Origin of the sequence: Brevibacterium sp. 2SA, from assembly GCF_005502845.1 — a bacterium.
Lineage (GTDB): Bacteria > Actinomycetota > Actinomycetes > Actinomycetales > Brevibacteriaceae > Brevibacterium.
This window is the reverse complement of sequence record NZ_SCMW01000009.1, coordinates 65,591-86,457: the sequence shown is the minus strand read 5'-3', so window position 1 is coordinate 86,457 and position 20,867 is coordinate 65,591. Positions and strand designations below refer to the sequence as shown.

Sequence of the window (20,867 nt, the reverse complement as noted above, 5' to 3'; positions counted from 1 at the left end):
CGACCGCGCGCGTGAGCAGCACGCCGATCTCCGCATCGCCGAGGTGGTCGCCCGCGGACTCCCGCGCGACGTCGTCCCCGGCGTCGGCTCCCGCCCCGGCGTCCCCGCCGCTCCCCTCGATCCCGGCCTCGCGGGCGGCGAGCGTCCAGGCCAGCGCGGCGACGGCCGCATCCCCGGCCCCGGTCGGATTGCCGTGCAGGGTGCGGGCGAGCCGTGCCCGGCGGCGCGGACCGGTCGCATCGACGAGGTCCATACCGTCGGCTCCGCGGGAGACGAGGACGTGACGGGCGCCGGCGGCGATGAGGCGACCGGCGCCGCGGAGCACGGGATCGCCGCCCGCGGCGACGGCGATCGACGTGTCGCTGAGGCGGGCACCGGCACGCGCCGTGCCGGGTGAGAACGCCCGCTCGAACGCCGCCGCGCACTTCGCGCGCTCGGTGTCGGCGTCGTCGGCGAAGAGCTCGCGCAGCTCCTCGTCGTTGGGTTTGACCCAGTCGGCGCCCGCCTCGGCGGCGGCGAGGAGGCCGGTCGCCGAGGTGTCGACGATGACCGTGATCCCGGCCGCGTGCGCGGCGGTGATGAGCCCGGGCACGAGATCGGCGGGACAGTCGTCCGGGGTCGACCCGGAGATGACGAGGACCCGCAGGCCCGGCTCGCGCAGTCGGGCTTCGACTCCGGAGCGCAGCGTTGCCCACACGTGCGCCGGATGCGGGTGGGCGGTCTCGTTGATGAGCGTCGCACGCCCCGAGTCCTCGATGACGGCGATGCTGCGGCGCAGCGGTGCCGGAGTGTCGGTGAGCGCCCACCGCACCGTCTCCGCGTCGCCCGCGGTCGGCCAGTGCTCGCGGGCGACGGGACCGAAGGCGACCGACGGCACTCCGAGGGCGGCGAGCACGCGGGCGACGTTGACGCCCTTGCCGCCGAGCACCTCGGCGGCCGGTCCCGCACGATGCGTGCGCCCCCGGTCGAGCCGGGGGACGGTGAGCGTGCAGTCGAGCGCCGGACTGAGCGTGAGCACGACGACCGTCGGCGCTGCATCCTGCGACGGGCTGCCCGCGGTCATGCGTGCCCTCGGGTGAGCAGGCCCGCCCCGATGAGGCCGGCGACCGGACCGAGACCGGCCCGCCGGATGTGCGGGGGACGGTGGAAGTCGAGTCGTGAGCGCAGCGCGGCGTCGACGCCGTCGAGGAGCTCGTCGGCGCTCGAGAGACCGCCGCCGAAGACGATGACCTCGGGCGCGACGACCGCGACGAGCTGTGCGCACATCGCTCCGAGGGCGTCGACCGCCTCGGCGAACACCGCAGCGGCGATCGGATCGCCAGCGTGCATCGCCTCGAGCACCCCGAGCGAGCCCGAGACCTCGCGGCGGCTGCGCGCCGTATAGCGCCTGGCGATCGAGGCGGCCGAGGAGATGTGCTCGATGGGACCGCGGAACACGCCGTCGGCGATGTCGACGGTGACCTCGGTGAACCCGACCTCGCCGGCGAAGCCGCCCGCGGACACGAGCGTGCCCTCGACCATGATCGCCGCGGCGATCCCCGTGCCGATCGTCACCATCGCCGCGTTGGCCGGCATCGCCTCGGCGAAGGCGAACTCCGCGCGCCCGGCCGAGCGCACATCGTGGGAGACGGTCACCGGCACGCCGAGGCGCTCGGTGAGGATCGCCGCGAACGGGACGTCTCGCCATCCGAGGTTCGCCGAGAACACTCCGGTCCCCGTCGCCTCGTCGACGATCCCGGGAAGGACGACGGCCGCCTCGGCGATCGGATGGTCCGGATGATCGGCGGCGAACCGGTCACGGAAGTCCGCGACGACGTCGACGACCTCACCGGCGGCGGTGTCCGTGCACTCCGGGGTCGGGGCGGTGATCGCGTCGACGAACCGGCCGGCGGAGTCGAAGAGCACCGCCTTCATCCCCGTGCCTCCGACGTCGACGGCGAGCGCGACGGGACCCGGGCCGAGGCTCTGGCCGGCAGCGACCCGGTGGATCTCCTCCCGCGTCGTCATCGGTCGAGGACGACGGAGCGGGTCAGCGAGCGCGGATGGTCGGGGTCGACGCCGAGGCGGCGGGCCTTGATGAGCGCGAGCGCGTGGAGGCGGACGAGGTCGGCCAGAGGATCCCGGTCGGCCTCGACGAAGCGGGCGCCCGTGGCCTCGACCTGCGCGGCGAGCCCCTCGGGGGCCTCACCGAACTGCCAGGTCACCCGACCCGGGGCGGCGATCGCGATGGGCCCGTGCCGGTACTCCATCGAGGAGTACGACTCCGTCCACGCCTGTGCGGACTCGCGCAGCTTGAGCGCCGCCTCATTGGCCACGCCCCAGGTCCAGCCCATGCCGAGGAAGCTGAACTGCTCGGCATCGATGAGGGCGTCGTCGAGGATCGCCGGGTCGACCTCGGTGAAGTCGGCGGAGATGCCCTCGAGGACGGTCCGCGCCTGGCCGATCGCCTGGTCGACCGCCGCGGCGTCCCCCGCCCACGCCCGCAGCAGGGCCATCGTCGAGGTGCCGAAGCGCGTCTGGACGACGGAGCGCTCGTCGGCGAAGTCGAGCGCGATGACGTCGGTGGCCGCCTCGGCGATCGGAGTGTCGGCACCGCCGACGATCGCGGTCACCGGCACGGACCCGTCGAGGCGGGCGAGGGTGTCGATGACCTCGGTCGTCGTTCCCGAGCGGGAGATCGCGACGACGCGGTCATACGCGCGGTCGAAGGGGTACTCGCTCGCCGTGAAGGCATCGGTCTCCCCCTGCCCCGCTGCTTCGCGGAGGTTCGCATAGACTTGCGAGCCGAACCATGACGATCCGCACCCGATGACGGCGATCCGCTCGCCGTCGGCCGGGACAGCCGCCTCGGCGACGGGGTGGGACAGGGTGGTCTCCCACATGTCCGGCTGACTGCGGAGCTCCTCCGCCATGAACGCGCCACCACTGGCCATTGCTCATTCTCCTGATCGTTTTTTGATTCAATCAATCATTATCATGGCATATTTCCCACCATGGGGATAGTATTCATGTACGGTTTGCTTAGATTCATTTCTCGCAAAGGAGCAGTCACGTGGCATTCCTCTCCGACCTAGGGCGGGCACCGCGGCTCGTCACGATCGTCGCGTTCGCAGCCGTCGCGCTCGGCATCACGTACGGGTACGACATCTCCAACATCGCCGGCGCCCTCCTCTTCCTCGAAGGCGACCTGGGGCTGAGCAGCGCCGAGCTCGGCGGGCTCGCGACCGCGGTCGTCATCGGTCAGATCGTCGGCGCGATCATCGGCGGCCCGCTGTCGAACGCGATCGGCCGCAAGAAGTCGATGTTCCTCATCGCCGCCGGCTACATCGTCTTCTCCGTCATCTCCGGCTTCGCCCCCGGCTACGTGTCCCTGCTCCTCGCCCGCCTCCTCCTCGGCGTCGCGATCGGCATCGCCCTGGCCGTCGTCCCCGTCTTCATCGCCGAGTCCTCCCCGACGAACGTCCGCGGCGGCCTCCTCGTCGCCTACCAGGTGACGACCGTCATCGGCATCATCGCCGGCTACCTCGTGTGCTGGGGACTCGCGCTCATCGAATCGTGGCGTCTCATGCTCGGGCTCGCCGCCGTGCCCGCGGCGATCGTCTTCCTCCTGCTGCTCAAGGTCCGGGAGACCCCGCACTGGCTCATGCTCAAGGGACGCGACGCCGAGGCGGCCGATGCCCTCCGTGCGCTCGATCCGGACCGCGACGTCGACCGGGATCTCGGGCAGATCCGCACCGAGCTCAACCAGGAGAGCGGCCGCCTCGTCGAGATGTTCCGCGGCCACCTGCTCAAGGCCACGCTCTTCGTCATCGGTCTCGGCTTCTTCATTCAGATCACCGGCATCAACGCGACGATCTACTACGCGCCCTCGATCTTCGAGTCGATGGGCTTCAGCGGCTACGGCGCACTGCTCGGTCTGCCGGCGATCGTCCAGACCTTCGCGCTGGCCGCCGTCATCGTCTCGATGTTCATCGTCGACCGCTTCGGGCGGCGGCCGGTGCTGCTCACCGGCATCGGGGTGATGATCGTCTCGACCGTCGTCCTCGTCCTCACCTTCAGCCTCGGCGGCGAAGCGGGCAGCACGACCGGGGGCACGGTCTTCGGCGTCATCGGCATCATCGCGTTCACGATGGGCTACACGTTCGGCTTCGGCTCGCTCGTCTGGGTCTACGCGGGTGAGACCTTCCCCGCGAAGTACCGGGCGCTCGGCGCCTCGCTCATGCTCACCGCGGACCTCGTCGCCAATGCGATCGTCGCCCAGTTCTTCCCCGGGCTGCTCGAGCTCATCGGCGGTGCGGGCGTCTTCCTCGTCTTCGGTGCGCTCTCCGTACTCGCGTTCCTCTTCGTCTTCCGCTTCGCCCCGGAGACGAAGGGCCGCGACCTCTCGGAGATCTCCGCTTACTGGGCCAACGGCGCGAAGTGGCCGACAGGCCTCGAGAGCTCGCGCCGGTAGGACGGCAGGTGCCCTGCGACCGCACCGGGCACTGGCGGTCGCCCGGTGCGGTCGCGCGGTGCGGTCGCAGCCGCCCGGTAGGCCGGGCGTCGGCAGTCGCCCGGTGCAGTCGCCGCTGCCGTCAGCTCATTTAAAGGTCGGTGAGGGCACCGATTCGCCGTCGACGGTGAGCGTCGGCAGCATCTTCTTGAAGTCCTCGGCGGCGGCCTCATCGGTCTGCAGCGCGCGCATCTCGACGCTGATGTTCACGAGGCGCCCGTTCGTCTGATACCCCAGGGTCGCGCCGTACATGACGGTCGGCTCCTGGTTGATCGCGAAGATCTCGTTCTCCCCGAGCACCGCCTGGTACGTCCAGAAGTAGCCCGAGCCGATCGAGCCGGTGCGCTCGGCGTTGACCGTCGACCCCTGTTCGGAGAACTGGTACTGCTTCTTCCCGTCGACGACCGCCTTGGGTGAGTCGTCGAAGGCCTCATTGCACGAGATGATGATGGCGTCGCTGTCGTTCAGCGACGTCCCCCGGCTGTAGACGATGAACGCCGGGCTGCTGCTGCCGTCGAACCAGTCGGGTCCGATCGCGAAGCTGACATTGACCGGGCATTCCGCGCCGAGGTTGTGCGACTTCATCTCCATGCCCTCGGGGACCGTGGGTCCGGTCGGCTCCTCCGTCGGCTCGCCCGGCTCCTCCTGGACGCCGACGGCGAGCGGCCCCGAGTCGCGTTCAGCGGTGCGGACCTGCAGGACGGCGCACCCGCTGAGCAGGAGGGAGGCGGCGGCGCCGACCGCTGTGACTGTGCGGACCACCGGTCTCGTCATCGCGAGTCGTTCCTCTTGCGCAGATCGCGCCGACTCGGGAACGGCTGGTCAGCCGAGCCGGGCGGAGCAGTGCCGGGCTGGCCGGGGGCGGGCTGACTGCCCTGGGGCTGCGCGGTGCCCGGCCGGCCGCCCTGAGGGTGGACGGTCTCTGACGGCGTTGGGGCGGGCCGGCCACCGTGCGGGCGCCCGTTCTGCGGCTGTCGATCGCCGTATCCCGGCTGCCCGTTCGGCTGCGGCTGGCCACTGACCGCCTGACGGCCGTCGTTCGGCTGCGGCTGTCCGCTCTGTGGCGGTTGACCACCGGGTTGCGGTGTCGGACGGCGCGTGGGATCGGCGAAGCGCCGGTGCTCCGGGACACCGAACGGCTGACCGCCCTGCTGCCCCTGGACTCCGGAAGGAAGACCCTGGCCGGGCCGCTGGGGTGCTCCGCCCGGAGCACCGGGGACGCCCTGGTGGGGACGCTGCCCGAAACCAGGACCCGAGTGCTGTCCGGCAGCGTGCGCCGGATAGCCGCCGGGCTGACTGCCCACCGACTGCTGACCGCCGTGCGGTTGCGGGCCGGGGTGGCCGCCGGGCGGCTGCGCGCCCGGCCCCTGCTGCATCGCCACGGGCCGACCCTGCGGAGATTGCGCTCCCTGCTGCTGCGGGATCCCCTGCTGCGGACCGCTGTCGGACTGTCCGCCGCCATGAGGCATCCGCTGGGGTCCACTGTCAGGTTGCGGCGCACCCGCCGGCACACCGCGGCCCTGCGGCTGACTGCCCACCGGCACGCCACCACTCTGCGGCTGACCCTCGACTGGCACACCACCGCTGTGAGGCTGGCCACTTTGGGGCTGACCGCTCTGCGGCGGGCGCGTCCCTGGCTTGAATTGCGAATGCTGACCGGAGTCGACGGGGAACCCGCTGCCGCTGCCGACGGACTCCCCCGTCGACCGATCGATGAGCGTGCCGTCGACGCGTTCGAGGCGGCGCTTCGACGTCCGCCTCGGCGTGCCGAGGATCCGCCCGTTGAGTTCGGCCTCGCTCGGCTGACGCGGCGGGAGGAACCCGGGGGCGTGGCGCATATCGGGATTCTGCACCGGCTGCACGGGGTGCGAGCCGGCGGCAGCGTGGGCGCCGCCCTCGGCCATCGGCGGTGCCCCGACCGGGTCGGCGTCGGCGAGGACGGGAAGGACCATGCGCACCGAGGTGCCGACGCCCTCCTGGCTGAAGAGCTGCACCGACCCGCCGTGGCGGGCGACGATCGAGCGGACGAGGGAGAGGCCCATGCCCGACCCGGCGACGGCGCGCACCCGCGAGCCGCGGGAGAGCTCGTCCCACACCTGGTCCTGCTCCCCCAACGGGATGCCGCTGCCGGTGTCGGCGACCTCGACGACGACCCAGCGATGGTTGTCGATGATCTGCTCGTTCGCGCGGAGCTCGACGACCTCGGCCTGCGAAGAGTACTTGAGCGCATTGCCGAGCAGGTTGAGGATCGCCGTGAGGAGGAGATCCTCCTCCCCAGCGACGTCGGGCAGGCGCCAGGGAGCACGCGCGACCGTCGCCACGATCATCCGATCCTCGGCACCCGGCGCAGTCGAGGCATCCTCGACGGCCTGGTGGATGAGACGGTCGAGGTCGACGCGGGAGTACTCGATGATCCGCGTCTCGACGTCGGCGAGTTTGCGCAGGTCGGCGAGGAGACGCGCGACCCGGCGGGAGGAGATGTCGACCTGCTTGGCCGAGGGCTCCACCTCGGCGAGGGTGCCGCCCTGTCGGGACACCTCACGGATCGTCGCCGCCGACGTCCGCAGGGCGGTGAGAGGATTCTTCAGCTCGTGGTCGAGGCGGATGAGCATCCGATTGCGCTTGGCGAGCGAATCCTCGGCAGCCGCGGTCTCGATGGACTCGCGCAGTGCTGCCTCGCGGCGCTTGAGCCGTCGCCAGCCGAAGAACGCGGCCGCCGCGAGCCCCGCGAGGACGAGGAGGAGGATGAGGAGGAACAGCCAGATCTGGACCTCGATGACCAGGAAGTTCGTCATATCCGTCGGAGTCCTTCCTCACCGTGGACGTCGCCGACGAAACGGTAGCCGCGGCCCTGGACGGTGGCGATCCACCGCGGTTCGGCGGCATCCTCGCCGAGCACCCGGCGCAGCTCCGCGACCCGGGAGTCGACGGCGCGGGTCCCCACGGCTTCCTCGAACCCCCAGAGGACTTCGAGGAGCCGGGCGCGGTCGATGAGTTCGTCCTGATGGACCATGAGGTATTCGAGCAGGGTGAAGCCCTTGGGTGTGATGACGAGTTCGCGCTGCCCGAGCCACGCGCGCCGGCCGACCCGGTCGACCCGCAGCCCGAAGCTCGAGACGAGCACCGGGGCGGTCGCGAGCGGCGGGCCCTCAGTCCGGGTCCGGCGCAGCACCGCGCGGATCCGGGCAACGAGTTCATGGGGGTCGAAGGGCTTGTTGAGGTAGTCGTCGGCGCCCTCTTCGAGCGCCATCGCCCTCTCCACGGCCTCCCCGACCTGGGTGAGGAGGAGGACCGGCACCCAGTTCTCCTCCTGCCGCAGGGTGCGCAGCACCTGCCGGCCGTCGGCCCCGGGCATGAGCACGTCGAGGACGCAGACGTCGGGCTGGTGGCGGCGGATCTCATCGAGGGCGAGCAGGCCGTCACCGGCGGCGAGCACCCTGAACCCAGAGCGCTGAAGGAAGGGCACCACCGCGCCGAGCACATCCGGCTCGTCGTCGGCTACGAGCACCAGCGGCTGCTGGTCTCGCTGGTTGTCAACCGTCATGTTCGTCCGTTCCGAACTCTCGTCGGCGCTCACGGGCCGTCTCCCTGGCCTCTGCGCGATCGACGGCTTCGGCCAGCTCATCTCGATACAGCATAGATCGACGCAGGTGCTTGGTGCGATAGCCGGCGCGACCGACCATGTGAGTGGCGACGGGAATCGTCACGAGCTGGAACGAGACGATGATCGCCAGTGTCGTCACCGTTGCCCACGTCGGGAACTGGATGGCGATGGCGATCGCGATGAGGACGAGGCCGAGCACCTGGGGCTTCGCACTCGCGTGCATCCGCGAGAGCAGATCGCCGAACCGGAGCAGACCGACCGCGGCAGCGAGCGAGAGGACCGCGCCGAGGAGGATGAGGATCGCGCTGATGAGATCAAGGACCATCGTGTCCCCCCTTCCCGTCGTCGTGCCGGTGCCGCCCGACCTCATCGGTGGGCCCGGCGAGGCCGTCGTCGGGACCCGCGTCGGGGCCGCTGCCGGCTCCTTCCCCGCGCTCGTCGTCGGGTGTCGCCGAGGCGGTCGTCGCCTCGGCGGGGCCCGGGTCGGGGACGACGACCTCGTCGCGGACGGTGATCTCGACGGGTCCGTCGGGGACGTTCGAGATGCCGCGGGCGACGTCCTCGGCCCACGCCGCCTCCCGAGCGGACTGCGCGTCGTCGGTCGCGGCGGTCTCGCTCTTCGGCATGTGCCAGTCGGAGGCGGAGAAGTCGCTGAGCGCCCCCGCCTCGGCGCCCGGGGTCATCGAATCGGACTTCGAGACGTAGCGGGACACGCTCACGGACCCGACGAAGCCGAGCATCGCGAGCACGATGAGCACGGGCAACAGGTCGGTGCGGCCGGTCACGGCCATGAACGCGCCGAGACCGCACATGATCGAGGCGAGGATGACGTCGGTGCCGATCATGCGGTCGAGGATCGAGGGACCGCGGATGACGCGGTAGAGGGCGACGAACACCGAGGCGGCGAAGAGGATCGTCGCGACGGCGATGATGACGGTGATGACGAGGCCGTTCATCGGGTCCCTCCTCTCTCCGCGGAGGCGGCGAGCGGGTCGGGGTCGACCTTGAGCGCGGCGAGGTCACGGGTCGACCCGAGCGCCTTGATGAGCAGGCCCTCGATGTCGTAGACCTGCTTCTTCGCGGCGAGGATCTTCTCGTCGGTGTCGGCGTCGAGGACGTGGAGGTAGAGGCGGCCGCGGGCCCGGTCGCTGTCGACGATGATCGAGCCGGGGATGAGGCTCGCGGTGTCGGCGACGAGCGTCATCATGAGGTCGGAGCGGGTCCGCAGATCCGCGGCGATGACCGATCCGGCGCCCACGGCCTTCGGGCGGAACGAGAACCACGCGACCTCGACCGACGCGATGACCATCGAGTAGAGGAACCAGCCGGCGAAGACCGCGGCGTGGAGGATGTTGAACCGGCCGGAGAGGACGACCGGCGGCAGGTAGAACACCCGGGTGACGAGGAACGCGAGGATGATGCCGGTGACGACGCTGAGCACCGTGAGCGAATCCCACAGCATCACCCAGAGGACGACGAGGAAGAAGACGAGGACGAGCTGCTGGACGATCCGGCGGCCCTTGTTCACCGGTGTGCGCGGCGTCATCAGCCACCACCTCCGAGCACCTGGTTGACGTAGTTGAGCGGGTCGGCGAGGTTCTCCGCGGCGCGCATCGACAGATCCCACAGGGGCCCGGCGAAGATCGTCAGCAGGATCGAGACGAGGACGATCGCCGAGGTGGCCGCGAACATCGGTCCCGGCACGCCGATCCGCGAACGCCAGGTTCCCCCGGCGAGGATCGTGCGCTTGCGCTCGGCGAACTCCTCGACGAGCTCCTCGTTCGGCTCCTCGGCGTCGGCCGGGTCGCGCCAGAACGCGAGGTTGAACGTGCGGCCGATGACGTAGAGGGTGAGCAGACTCGTCACGGTGCCGGCGACGATGAGCGCGGTGGCCAGCCAATTCTGGTCCTCGAAGCCGGCGGCGAAGAGCGCGACCTTGCCGATGAACCCGGAGAACGGCGGGATCCCGGAGAGGTTGAGGGCGGGGAGGAAGAAGATGATCGTCAGCGCCGGGGAGAGGACCATGAGCCCGCCGAGGGAGCGCGTCGACGTCGACCCGCCGCGCATTTCGACGAGTCCGATCGCGAGGAACAGCGCGGTCTGGACGATGATGTGGTGGACCGTGTAGTAGATCGCCGCGGCGAGCCCGAACGTCGTGCCGAGCGCGACGCCGAAGAGCATGTACCCGATGTGGGAGATGAGCGTGAAGGACACGATGCGCTTGATCTCCGACTGCGCGATCGCCCCGAGGATGCCGACGAGCATCGTCAGCCCCGCGGCGATGAGCAGCGGGACCCGCAGCGAGGAATCGGAGAAGAGCAGGGTCTCGGTGCGGATGATCGCGTAGATGCCGACCTTCGTCAGCAGGCCCGCGAACACCGCGGTGACCGGAGCCGGCGCCGTCGGATACGAGTCGGGCAGCCAGAACGAGAGCGGGAAGATCGCCGCTTTGATGCCGAAGCCGATGAGGAGGAGGACGTGGAGGACCATCTGCACGTCCGGGGGCAGCTGGTCGAGGCGCTCGGCGAGCTGGGCCATGTTGACCGTGCCCGTCGCCGCGTAGATGACGCCGATCGCCGTGAGAAAGATGATCGAGGAGACGAGGGAGACGACGACGTAGGTCACGCCCGCCCGGATCCGCTCGGCCGTCGCACCGAGGGTGAGGAGGACGTAGGACGCGAGCAGGAGCATCTCGAATCCGACGTAGAGGTTGAAGAGGTCGCCGGCGAGGAACGCGTTCGCCACGCCCGCGCAGAGCACGAGGTAGCTGGGGTTGAACACGGAGATCGGCGTCTCGTTCGAATCGTCGTTCGCGTCCTGGCTGAGCGCGTAGATGAGCACGCAGAGGGTGACGAGGGAGGACACGACGAGCATGAGCGCCGAGAGCCGGTCGGCGACGAGCGTGATGCCCTCCGGCGGCTCCCAGCCGCCGATCGCGACGACCTGCGGCCCGTACTGGTCGACCCCGAGCAGCACGACGAACGCGATGACCATGACCGCGGTGAGCGTGAGGACGGAGACGATGTTCTGCGAGCGCGTGTGCTTCGAGAGCACGAGGGCGAGGCCCGCGCCCATGAGCGGAAGCAGGACGGGCAGGGGGACGAGGATGGGCAGGAGCTCGGTCATCGGTCCTCCCCCTTCTCCCGTGTGCTGTCGGTCGTGTCAGAGCTGTCGGTCGTGTCGGTGTTGCCGCTCGTGTCGGTGCTGCCCGTCGAGTCAGGGCTGTCGGGGTCGGCTGTTCGGTCAGCGTCGGCTGCGCGATCAGTGCCTCCGGTGGTCCTTCCCGACGCCGAGGCGGGGCTCTCGTCCGCCTCGGATCCTTCGGTGGTCTCGGCGGCCTTCCGCTGGGCCGGGGTGCCGTCGTCGTCGAGGTCGACGGCCCCGCGGATCGGGCTTTCGGCCTCGTCGCCGAACTCGGTGTCGTCGTAGTCGGTGCCGGCCTCGGCCTCCGAGTTGATCATCTTCGTGATCGCGACCTGAAGGTCGGCGGCGTCGTCCTGGAGGGAGTCGGCGCGCACGAGTCGCCAGGAGCGGTAGATCATCGCGAGGAGGAACGCGGTGACCGCGAAGGTGATGACGATGGCGGTGAGGACGAGGGCCTGGGGCAGCGGGTCGGACATGCCGACCGTCGAGAGGTTCTTCCCGTCGGTCAGCGGCGGCCTGCCGCGCCCGGCGGTGAGGATGATGAGGAGGTTGACGGCGTTGCCGAGGAGGATGAAGCCGAGCAGCACCCGGGTCAGGGAGCGTTCGAGCATGAGGTAGACGCCGCACGCGAAGAGGACTCCCATCGCGAGGACCATGACGAAGGGCAGACTCACAGCCGTCCTCCTTCAGCGCCGTTGTCGACTTCGAGGTGGTTGACGCGGTTGAGGATCTCGGAGACCGCGTGGTGCTCGGCTTCGTCGCCGATCCGCTCGGTGAGGCCGAGCGAGGTGTTGAGCCGGTCGGTGAGCAGGAGCTCGTCGCGCTCCTGGTGGAGGTCGACCTCGGCGCCGAGGGAGCGGAGGATGTCGAGCATGAGGCCGACGACGATGAGGTAGACGCCGATGTCGAAGAACGTCGGGGTGCCGAACTTGAGCTCCCCGAGGAGCGGGAGCGTGCCCTCGACGTAGATCGACTTGAAGACCGCATCGCCCCAGAACCAGCCGCCGACCGCGGTGAGCACGGAGAGGATGAGCCCGGTGCCGAGCAGGCCCGAGGGAGTGAAGCGGGCCGCCTCGGCGAGTTCGAACTTGCCTCCCGCGAGGTAGCGGACGACAAGGGCGAGACCGGCGACGAGACCGCCGGCGAAACCGCCGCCGGGGGTGTTGTGCCCGGTGAAGAGCAGGTAGACGGAGAAGACGAGGACGGCGTGGAAGATCAGGCGCGCGGTGACCTCGAGGATGATCGAGCGGTTGCGCGGGGCGAGCGTGCGACCGGCGATGAGCCACGAGGCCCGGCGCTCCTCGACGCCCTCGTGGTCGCTGTCGGCCTCCCGACGCGGGCCGATCTCGTCGGGCACGGGCTGGAAGCGCAGCTGACCGGCCCGGCCGAAGCCGGTGCGGTCCGGGGAGAAGCGGCCGAGGTGGCCTTCGCGGCCGCGGACGAAGATGAGTCCGGCAACACCGGTGCCGGCGGCGACGAGGACGGAGATCTCACCGAACGTGTCCCACACGCGGATGTCGACGAGGGTGACGTTGACGATGTTCTGGCCGTTGCCGATGACGTAGGCGAGTTCGCCGAAGTCCGCGGAGACGGGGTCGAACATCCGCACGCCGGCGGCGAGGAGGACGACGACCATCATCGTCACGCCGACGCCGGCGCCGATGATCGCCCGCCACGCCGGGGTGAAGCGTCCCGTGCTCTGTCCGATCCGGGCGGGCAGGCGGCGGAGGACGAGGACGAAGACGACGATCGTGATCGTCTCGACGAGGACCTGCGTGAGCGCGAGGTCAGGGGCGCCGATGAACGCGAAGAACGCGACCATGGCATAGCCGGAGATGCCGGTGACGACGACCGCGGTGAAGCGCTTCTTCGCGCGGGTCGCGGCGATCGCGACGACGATGAGGACGGCGGCGACGATGAAGTCGAGCGGACTCGCGGCGAGCTGGAAGCGGATGGGCCACGTGTTATTCGTGATGAGCGCGAGCCCGACGCCGCCGATGAGGACGAGGTAGATGACGCTCTGGTAGAACGGCAGCGAACCGCGCTGCGTGCGTGCGGTGACCCAGAGCGCGAGCGCTTCCATCCCGCTGATGAGGCGACGGTAGACGTTGTGGAAGTCGATGCCCGCCGGCAGAGTCGACTGGACCTTCGCGACGGTCCGGCGGAACCAGAACAGGAGGAGGCCGGCGGCCACGGTGACCGCGGAGAGGCCGAGTGCGGGTTCGAAGCCGTGCCAGAGCGCGAGGTAGTACTCGCCGTCGGCCGGGTTCGTCGTCGGCAGCACCGAGGTCCAGGCCTGGAGATAGGGGTCGAGGACGCCGGCCGCGGGCCCGAGGATGAGGGTGAGGGCGGCGAGGATGATCGGGGAGATGACGAGGGTGACGTTCTCGTCGCGGCGGGCGATATCGTCGACGCCGGGCTTCGAGGAGAACGCTCCCCACACGAAGCGCGCGGAGTAGGCGACGGTGAGGATCGAGCCGATCATGATGCCGATGAGCGCGATGACCCCGGCCTTCGTCCCGGACTCGAGCAGCGTCGAGTAGACGGCCTCCTTCGCGACGAACCCGAGCGTCGGCGGGATGCCGGCCATCGAGGCGGCGGCGATCGTCGCGCACACGGCGACGACGGGGAACGCCTTCCAGCCGCCGGAGAGCTTCGTGAGATCGCGCGTGCCGGCACGGTGGTCGATGATGCCGACGCAGAGGAAGAGGCAGGCCTTGAAGAGGGCGTGGCCGACGAGGAGCGCGAGCGCCGCCAGCGTGAGGTCCGGGGACCCGAAGGCGGCCATGACCGTGAGGAACCCGAGCTGGGAGACGGTGCCGAAGGCGAGCAGCAGTTTGAGGTCGGTCTGCCGCAGCGCCTGCCACCCGCCGATGAACATCGTCAGCAGACCGAGGGTGAGGAGGATCTCCGTCCAGCCCGGCAGATTGTGGTAGCCGGGAGCCAGCCGCAGGATGAGATAGATGCCGGCCTTGACCATGGCCGCGGCGTGGAGATAGGCGCTGACCGGGGTGGGCGCGGCCATCGCGCCGGGCAGCCAGAAGTGGAAGGGCAGGAGCGCGGACTTCGAGACCGCGCCGACGAGGATGAGGATGACGGCGGTGGTGATGACCGGGCCGGTGTCCATGCCGAGCTGCGCGCGCTCGACGAGGGCCGACATCGATCCGGTGCCGGTGGCGGTGATGAGCAGGACCATCCCGACGAACATCGCCAGGCCGCCGGCCGTGGTGACGATGAGCGCCTGGAGTGCGGCCTGCCGGGACCGCCGCCGCGACTGGCTGTGGCCGATGAGGAGGTAGGAGAAGACCGTCGTGCCCTCCCAGAACACGAAGAGGACGAGGAGTTCGTCGGCGAGGACGAGTCCGTACATCATGCCCGCGAAGGCCATGAACACCGCGGCGAAACGGGCGAGGCCCGGTTCGTCGGCGGGGAAGTAGCGGGCGCAGTAGATGAGGACGAGCGTGCCCACCCCGGTGACGATGAGGCTCATCACCCACGAGAGGATGTCGAGGCGGAAGATGCCGGAGAGGCCGAGCGCGGGAAGCCAGTCGAGGTTCTCCACGACCGGGGCGCCGTCGGGGCCGAAGAGCGCCGAGGTGGCGCTGAGGGTGAGGATGAATCCCGCCAGGGGGACGAGGGCGAGGAGGAAGAAGGCGTTGCGCCCGAGGATCCTCACCAGCGGATAGGCAATGACAGCAGCCCCGAAGAAGGCTCCCGTCATGGCAATCACCGGCGGACACCTCCGTCTTCACAAGGGGATTATGGGGTCATTTCTGCTCAACAGTATTTTCTCATGGAACACCCCTGATCTCCCAATCAATGGGCTGCTCGCTCAGTTCGGAGGATTCAGCCCCGCAGCTGCCCCGAAGTGACAAGGAACCCGTTCTCATCGAGCCCCGTGCCGTCGCTGCGCGAGAGCAGCTCCGCGCCGATCCGATCGACGAGGTCGGCCACCTCGGCGCGCATCCGACGGAACCGGCGGGGACGGCCGGGGCGGTACCGCAGCTGTTCGGTGTCCATCCAGTGCACGTGGTACTCGATCTGCGGCTCCGCGGTGCTCGCGGCGATGATCGGCGGCACCCATTCGGCCTCGATGACGCGGATCTCGATCTCCCCGGCTCCCTCGTCGATCTCCCCGAGCGGGATGAGAAGGGAGTATCCGTCGAGGACGACCGGCGCCGTGGCGTCGAAGAGCGGATCGTCGAGCGTTGCCTGCGCGAGCACCGCGGCATCGGGGGTCGGCAGCGCCTGCTGGAAGGCGTGCGGAGCGTGCCGGCGGACGACGGAGAGCGCGACCTCGGGTTCGAGCCAGTACTGCGAGTAGATGTAGAGGTCGACCTTCGCATCGGGGTCGGGGACGAGGACGCGGGTGGGCAGTCCGTCTTCGTCGGCGAGGCGGACGGCCAGGTGCAGGCGAGAGGCGATCGACAGGAGGAGGCTGAGCTGACGCTCCTCCTCACGGTCGGGCAGTCCCTTGGGGAACGCCTCGTGGAGGCCGTCGGCATCGGCGAACCAGTCCGGCGGCGGGGCCGGTTCCCGGTCGCGCGGGCAGTCGAGGACGACGGCGTGGGTCGCCCATTCGGGAACCTCGAGGGCGGCCGCGGTCGCCGGGTCGAGGTCGACTCCGGCGCTGAGGCGCGAGTGCCGGGACAGGCGCACCTGGCCGTTGTCCCCGAACCGCGCCGGGATGTCGGGCAGTCGGTTGTGGACGAGCGCGAGGACGTCGGAGACCTCGACCTCGGCGTCGAGGAGCAGGAGGTGGAACCCTCGCAGATCGGCAGCGGCCGCCGTCGGAGCGGCCTGCTCCGCCTGTTCCCGCTGCCGCAGCTCGCGCCGGGAGATCACATGGCCCTCCGGAAGAAGTTCGCGTGCGACCGGGAGGCCGTCGGGCCCCGCTGGCCCTGGTACCGGCTGCCGGTGATCTGCGAGCCGTAGGGGTTCTCCGCCGAGGAGCTGAGCCGGAAGAAGCAGAGCTGGCCGATCTTCATGCCCGGCCACAGCGTGATCGGCAGCGTCGCGACGTTCGAGAGCTCGAGGGTGACGTGCCCGGTGAAGCCGGGGTCGATGAAGCCCGCCGTCGAATGCGTGAGAAGGCCGAGGCGGCCGAGCGAGGACTTGCCCTCGAGCCGGGCGGCGATGTCGTCGGGGAGCGTGACGAGCTCGTGCGTCGAGGCGAGGACGAACTCGCCGGGATGGAGGACGAAGGGCTCCTCGGGGGCGACCTCGACGAACCGGGTGAGCTCGGGCTGTTCGAGGCTCGGGTCGATGACCGGGTACTTGTGGTTGTCGAAGAGACGGAAGTACCGGTCGAGGCAGACGTCGACGCTGGCGGGCTGGACGAGGGAGAGATCGCACGGGTCGAGGGCGATGCGGCCGGATTCGAGTTCGGCGCGGATGTCGCGATCGGAAAGGAGAGTCACATCCCCGATGGTAGTCGGACGGCCCGTCTCGCGCAGTTCTCGAGGCGCGCGGGATCTGCCGACCGCCTCGACGGGGTTGTGTCGGGGACTGAGGAATCACCTCGCCGAGGTGGCGGTGGGGACTGAGGAATCACCTCGGGGAGGGTGCATTGGAGACTCAGCAGCCGCCTCGGCGAGGAGCGACACGCCGTTACTTGGTCACGAAATGATAACGATCGCGGGATTTTTCCTTGAATTCCCTCCGTGTGTCTCCCCACCCGCCTGAGTGAATGCCTTAGAGTTGTGTGCTGTACGAACCCGCGCACGATGGTGCCTTCCTCTTTTCAGCCAAGGAATGCCGGGAGTTCCATCGCCTTTCGCGGGTTGAGATCAACCGAAAGGCATTACTGTGAAGACCTCGCGTCTTGTGCTTGCCCCCGCAGTAGCCGTCGCATTGACAGGTCTCGCAGGCGCTCCGGCGTTTGCGACGACGGAGTCTCCTACGGTGCCCCAGGGCCCGCTCTGCGCCTACGACGGCGCGCAGAACTCGACCGACCCCGAAAACAGCTCGGCGGTTCCCGACAGCTCCACTCCGCAGGCCACCGTGTCCGCAGCCCAGATCACCCGCACCGACGTTGCGGACAAGAAGAAGGGCATCGGATTCTCCGGCACCGGATTCACCGCCGATGAGAAGGCGACCGTCACGGTCGTCGGCACCGACGGCACGGAGTACACCCCGCAGACGCAGCTCACCGTCGACGAGAACGGGAAGGTCAACGGCACCTATTACTTCTCGACGACCGAGGGCGCTCAGGTGCCGGTCGGCAAGTACACGCTCTTCCTCACAGACCTCAAGACCGAGAAGGACTCCTCGAAGGTGACCTTCGAGGTCGTCGCCTCGGATGCCGACATCGACGATTCGGGAGCCGGCGGCACCTGCGAGCGTCCGACCGCTCCGGCACCGTCGACGACGTCCCCGGCTCCGACCGAGACGCCGTCGGAGACCCAGTCGCCGACCGAGACCGCATCGCCGACTCCGACCGAGACTCCCACGCAGACTCCGTCCGAGACCGCGTCGCCGTCCGAGACTCCCACGCAGTCACCGACCGAGACGAAGTCGCCGACACCGACGGAGACCCAGTCGCCGACCGAGACGCCGTCGCAGACGCCCTCGCCCACCGAGACGCAGACTCCTTCGGAGACGCCCTCGGAGACCGAGGAGCCGACGCCGTCCGAGACCGCTCCGACCGAGACCCCCCAGCCCACCGAGACCGGCACACCGTCGGAGACCGGCGATCCGTCGCCGTCGACGAGCGAGGGAGCGAACGACGAGGAGCAGCCGGCGGCAGCACCGCAGGCGCTCATCATCGATCCCACGGAGATCAGCTCCGAGGACTTCCTCAACAAGGGTGTGACCCTCGGCGTCACCGGTGCGCAGCCCGGTGAGAAGATCACGATCGTCGTCGAACACGCCCAGGGCAAGGTCGACCGCTACACGATGTCGAAGGACGCCGACGACGAAGGCAAGGCGACCTTCGGCGTCCAGGCCAAGGTCAAGGCCGTGCTCGGCACGTACAACGTCCGCGTCCAGGCCGAGAGCTTCGACAAGCCCCAGGGCGGCAGCTTCACTGTCGTCACCAACGGCACCGACGTGTCCGAGGACGGCAACGGCTCGGGCTCCGGCAGTGGATCCGGCAGCGGTGACTCCGGCAACGGCAGCAGCGCCTCGAACGACCTGCCCCGCACCGGTGCCGAACTGACCGGACTCGCGCTCGGCGCGGGACTCCTCGTCGTCGGCGCGGCCGCCGTCGTCATCACCCGTCGTCGCGCCGATGCGGCCGCCGACGATCCTGCGGAGTTCTAAGATCCGTTGAGCACAGAACTGTCCCTGGAGGGGCTGCACCTCGGCAGACGCCCGATCGACCTCGGTCGTCTTCGAGCAGGGACGGTTCTCGGGCTCATGGGCAGCCCGGACAGCATCACCGAGGTGGTGCTGTCCGCGGCGGCCCTGGCCGGTGTCGCGCCTCCCCCACAGATCCCGACCGGGTTCCGGTCGGGACGTCTGCGTGTGCGCAGATGGGTGAGAACCTACTTCCGTGCCGCCGGTGCCGATCCCGGGGAGGCGGCACTGGCGGCGGCGTGCACCGAGTTCGGCCTGCCGCCCGAGGCGCTGCGCGGACGTCTCAGCGACCTCGACGCGGGAGCGCGCGCGAAACTCGTCTTCGCCCTCGCCTGGGCCACGGGCGCGAAGTGGCTGACCTTCATCGATCCCTTCGCGGGCGTGCCCGGCCACATCCGGACCGGCCTGCGGGCCCGGCTCGCTGACCTCGCGGCCGCCGAGGGCCGGGGCATCGTCTTCTCCTCCGACACCCTCACGGACTTCATCATCGCCGAGGCGGGGGTCGCCGACATCGAGAAGGGCGAACTCGTCGCGTTCGGTTCGCTCGCCTCCGTCGTCAGCGAACCGCGCGGCTCCCTGCCCGCCGAACTCACCGGGGTCAACATCTGGTCCGGCCTGGCCCGCAAGGGCTGGCTGTCGATCGGCCACTCCGCGGTCCGCGCCCGGACCGAGCTCGACGGGAAGGTCTTCGTCACCCTGCCCTGGCGCAGCGCCCTCGTCTCGCTCGACGAGCACGACCCGGCGTTCACCTCGGCGGCGGTCTTCGAGGCCATCGTCGTCGGACTCCGGGACCGCGGCACCGCGATCCAGGCGAAGCTCTCACCCGTCGACACGGAGATGGGGCTCGCCCTCGACGTCGACCTCGCCGATCTCGCCCGCCTCGGCGGTACCTCTGCTGGTGCTGGTGAGGACAGTGCCGGTGATTCCGGTGACGGCAGCGGAGCTGACTCCGGTGCCGGCTTCGGGATCCTCCATCCGGGCCTCGGGGCGACGCTCGCGCAGCTGCGCGCCGCGGTCAGGGTCGGCACGCACGTCTTCGTCGAGGTCGACACCTCGGCGCTGCGGGCCTATTCCGTGGAGTGACCCGCGCGTCCGGACTCGGCTGCGGCGAACCCGCGCACCGAGGCCGCTCCTGCCACGATCATGGGCGGCGCTGAGCCGCTGTCGAACGCCCCGCGCATCAGGGCCGCCCCTGCCGTGATCGCAAGCCGCGCTGAGCCGCTGAACCCGGCCGCCGCCTCGGCGATCCGAGTGGGACGGGCCGGGGACGGGGACAGGCCGACTGTCCACTAAACTGGATTCGACGCCGTTGCGGATCCGCATCACGGTCCGCCCCATCCCCCAAGCCGACGAGGAGAGGCCATGCGCACACCGCGGACACTCCTCATCTCGGCACTCGTCGTCATCGTCCTCACCGTCGCCTCGGTGCCGCTGCTCAATCTCGCGTTCTACACGCCGGCGCGCACGGTCGAGGCGTACATGCGCGCGATCGAGCAGGGCAATGCCGAACGCGCCTTCTCCTACCTCTCCTCCCCCACTCCGGAGTCGACGCTCGCGCTCAACGGCGACGTCCTCTCCGCGGCCCCCGACCTGCCCCGCGAGGCGAGTGCGGAGACGATCTCGACCGACGGCGACCGGGCGACGGTCAAGCTCAGCTACGTGCTATCCTCGCAGACGCGGTCGGTCGACCTCACCCTCGTCAAGCTTCCGGCCGCCGCGGGCCTCTTCGATCGGTGGGCGATCGAGCAGGAGGCGTGGCCGACGCTCGACCTCGATGTCTCGGGCTCGTCGACGGCGACGGTCAACGGCTTCAGCGTCTCCGCCGGCACCGTGCCCGTGCTCTTCCCGGCCACCTATCTCGTCGGCTTCGACGCGACGTACCTGACGTCGAAGTCCGAGCGCGCCGAGGTGACCGCCCCCGGCGACACCGCCCAGGTCTCCCTCTCCCCGCAGCCGACCGCGAAGCTCGAGGAGTCCGTGGCCCAGCAGGTCAGCGACTATCTCGCCGGCTGCGTGAAGGCGACGACGCTCATGCCCACCGGCTGCGTCTTCGGCTATGAGACGGACAACGAGATCCTCGGCGACGTCACATGGTCGATCGTGCGCGAGCCGAAGGTCAGTCTCACGGCTTCCGGCGGCGACCTCGAGCTCACCCCGGCGACGGCCGAGGTGCGGATCCAGGGCCGTTACCGCGACATCGTCACCGCATCCGAGTACGACCTCGACGAGACCCTGTCCTTCGTCTTCGGCGGCTCCGTCGTCGTCCGGTCCTCGCAGGTCCGGGTCGAACCGCGCCGCCTCGGCGAAGTCTCGATCATGTGAGGATCG

General features: G+C 69.8%; 18 protein-coding genes. 4 read left to right on the top strand and 14 right to left on the bottom strand.

Going from position 1 to position 20,867, the window contains the following annotated elements; genetic code table 11:
- The 3 genes from FFS20_RS18245 to FFS20_RS05835 form a co-directional block, all read right to left on the bottom strand.
- Positions 1–1,063 (bottom strand): PfkB family carbohydrate kinase (locus FFS20_RS18245; protein WP_137824979.1); only part of this gene is annotated, 1,063 nt, incomplete at its 3' end.
- The gene (locus FFS20_RS05840) at positions 1,060–2,007 is read right to left on the bottom strand and encodes an ROK family protein (RefSeq protein WP_137824978.1); all 948 of its coding nucleotides are present in this window, start codon (positions 2,005–2,007) and stop codon (positions 1,060–1,062) included. The genes FFS20_RS05840 and FFS20_RS18245, both read right to left, overlap by 4 nt.
- The gene (locus tag FFS20_RS05835; protein ID WP_137824977.1) at positions 2,004–2,933 is read right to left on the bottom strand and encodes a sugar isomerase; all 930 of its coding nucleotides are present in this window, start codon (positions 2,931–2,933) and stop codon (positions 2,004–2,006) included. Before FFS20_RS05835 ends, FFS20_RS05840 begins: the two co-directional genes overlap by 4 nt.
- A gap of 119 nt (positions 2,934–3,052) precedes the next feature.
- Between FFS20_RS05835 and FFS20_RS05830 the strand changes: the two genes are divergently transcribed.
- Positions 3,053–4,453: a sugar porter family MFS transporter gene (locus tag FFS20_RS05830; protein WP_137824976.1), complete on the top strand. Its 1,401-nt coding sequence runs from the start codon at positions 3,053–3,055 to the stop codon at positions 4,451–4,453.
- 126 nt (positions 4,454–4,579) lie between these two features.
- Here the strand turns inward: FFS20_RS05830 and FFS20_RS05825 are convergent, their stop codons facing one another.
- The 11 genes from FFS20_RS05825 to dcd all read right to left on the bottom strand — a co-directional run bounded on the left by FFS20_RS05825 (position 4,580) and on the right by dcd (position 16,660).
- Positions 4,580–5,254, bottom strand: coding sequence for a hypothetical protein (locus tag FFS20_RS05825; RefSeq protein WP_249356693.1), 675 nt, complete (start codon positions 5,252–5,254; stop codon positions 4,580–4,582).
- A gap of 8 nt (positions 5,255–5,262) precedes the next feature.
- Positions 5,263–7,287, bottom strand: coding sequence for an ATP-binding protein (locus FFS20_RS18240; RefSeq protein WP_249356692.1), 2,025 nt, complete (start codon positions 7,285–7,287; stop codon positions 5,263–5,265).
- Positions 7,284–8,036 carry a response regulator transcription factor gene (locus FFS20_RS05815; protein ID WP_137824974.1) on the bottom strand — a complete coding sequence of 251 codons (753 nt, stop codon included), beginning with the start codon at positions 8,034–8,036 and terminating at the stop codon, positions 7,284–7,286. Before FFS20_RS05815 ends, FFS20_RS18240 begins: the two co-directional genes overlap by 4 nt.
- Complete coding sequence (mnhG, locus tag FFS20_RS05810; protein ID WP_137824973.1) at positions 8,026–8,421, bottom strand: monovalent cation/H(+) antiporter subunit G; 396 nt, start codon at positions 8,419–8,421, stop codon at positions 8,026–8,028. Before mnhG ends, FFS20_RS05815 begins: the two co-directional genes overlap by 11 nt.
- Positions 8,411–9,052: a monovalent cation/H+ antiporter complex subunit F gene (locus FFS20_RS05805; RefSeq protein WP_137824972.1), complete on the bottom strand. Its 642-nt coding sequence runs from the start codon at positions 9,050–9,052 to the stop codon at positions 8,411–8,413. The genes mnhG and FFS20_RS05805 overlap by 11 nt, the downstream gene beginning before the upstream one ends.
- Positions 9,049–9,642, bottom strand: a complete 594-nt coding sequence (locus tag FFS20_RS05800) for a Na+/H+ antiporter subunit E (protein ID WP_137824971.1) — start codon at positions 9,640–9,642, stop codon at positions 9,049–9,051. The genes FFS20_RS05805 and FFS20_RS05800 overlap by 4 nt, the downstream gene beginning before the upstream one ends.
- Positions 9,642–11,222: a Na+/H+ antiporter subunit D gene (locus FFS20_RS05795; protein ID WP_137824970.1), complete on the bottom strand. Its 1,581-nt coding sequence runs from the start codon at positions 11,220–11,222 to the stop codon at positions 9,642–9,644. Before FFS20_RS05795 ends, FFS20_RS05800 begins: the two co-directional genes overlap by 1 nt.
- Positions 11,219–11,914 carry a Na(+)/H(+) antiporter subunit C gene (locus tag FFS20_RS05790; protein WP_249356691.1) on the bottom strand — a complete coding sequence of 232 codons (696 nt, stop codon included), beginning with the start codon at positions 11,912–11,914 and terminating at the stop codon, positions 11,219–11,221. The genes FFS20_RS05795 and FFS20_RS05790 overlap by 4 nt, the downstream gene beginning before the upstream one ends.
- Positions 11,911–14,961 carry a Na+/H+ antiporter subunit A gene (locus FFS20_RS05785; protein ID WP_137824983.1) on the bottom strand — a complete coding sequence of 1,017 codons (3,051 nt, stop codon included), beginning with the start codon at positions 14,959–14,961 and terminating at the stop codon, positions 11,911–11,913. The genes FFS20_RS05790 and FFS20_RS05785 overlap by 4 nt, the downstream gene beginning before the upstream one ends.
- A 125-nt stretch (positions 14,962–15,086) precedes the next feature.
- The gene (locus FFS20_RS05780) at positions 15,087–16,085 is read right to left on the bottom strand and encodes a hypothetical protein (RefSeq protein ID WP_137824969.1); all 999 of its coding nucleotides are present in this window, start codon (positions 16,083–16,085) and stop codon (positions 15,087–15,089) included.
- On the bottom strand, positions 16,082–16,660 hold the full coding sequence (gene dcd / locus FFS20_RS05775; protein WP_137824968.1) for a dCTP deaminase: 579 nt from the start codon (positions 16,658–16,660) through the stop codon (positions 16,082–16,084). Before dcd ends, FFS20_RS05780 begins: the two co-directional genes overlap by 4 nt.
- A gap of 484 nt (positions 16,661–17,144) precedes the next feature.
- On the opposite strand from dcd, the gene FFS20_RS05770 reads away from it, so the two are divergent.
- From FFS20_RS05770 to FFS20_RS05760, 3 genes are all read left to right on the top strand, one after another.
- Positions 17,145–18,503 carry an LPXTG cell wall anchor domain-containing protein gene (locus FFS20_RS05770; protein ID WP_137824967.1) on the top strand — a complete coding sequence of 453 codons (1,359 nt, stop codon included), beginning with the start codon at positions 17,145–17,147 and terminating at the stop codon, positions 18,501–18,503.
- Between the two features lie 6 nt (positions 18,504–18,509).
- Positions 18,510–19,622 carry an ABC transporter gene (locus FFS20_RS05765; RefSeq protein ID WP_137824966.1) on the top strand — a complete coding sequence of 371 codons (1,113 nt, stop codon included), beginning with the start codon at positions 18,510–18,512 and terminating at the stop codon, positions 19,620–19,622.
- A 279-nt stretch (positions 19,623–19,901) separates the two neighbouring features.
- A complete protein-coding gene (locus FFS20_RS05760) occupies positions 19,902–20,861 on the top strand; it encodes a hypothetical protein (RefSeq protein WP_137824965.1) in 960 nt (319 codons plus the stop codon).
- Positions 20,862–20,867: the final 6 nt, after the last annotated feature.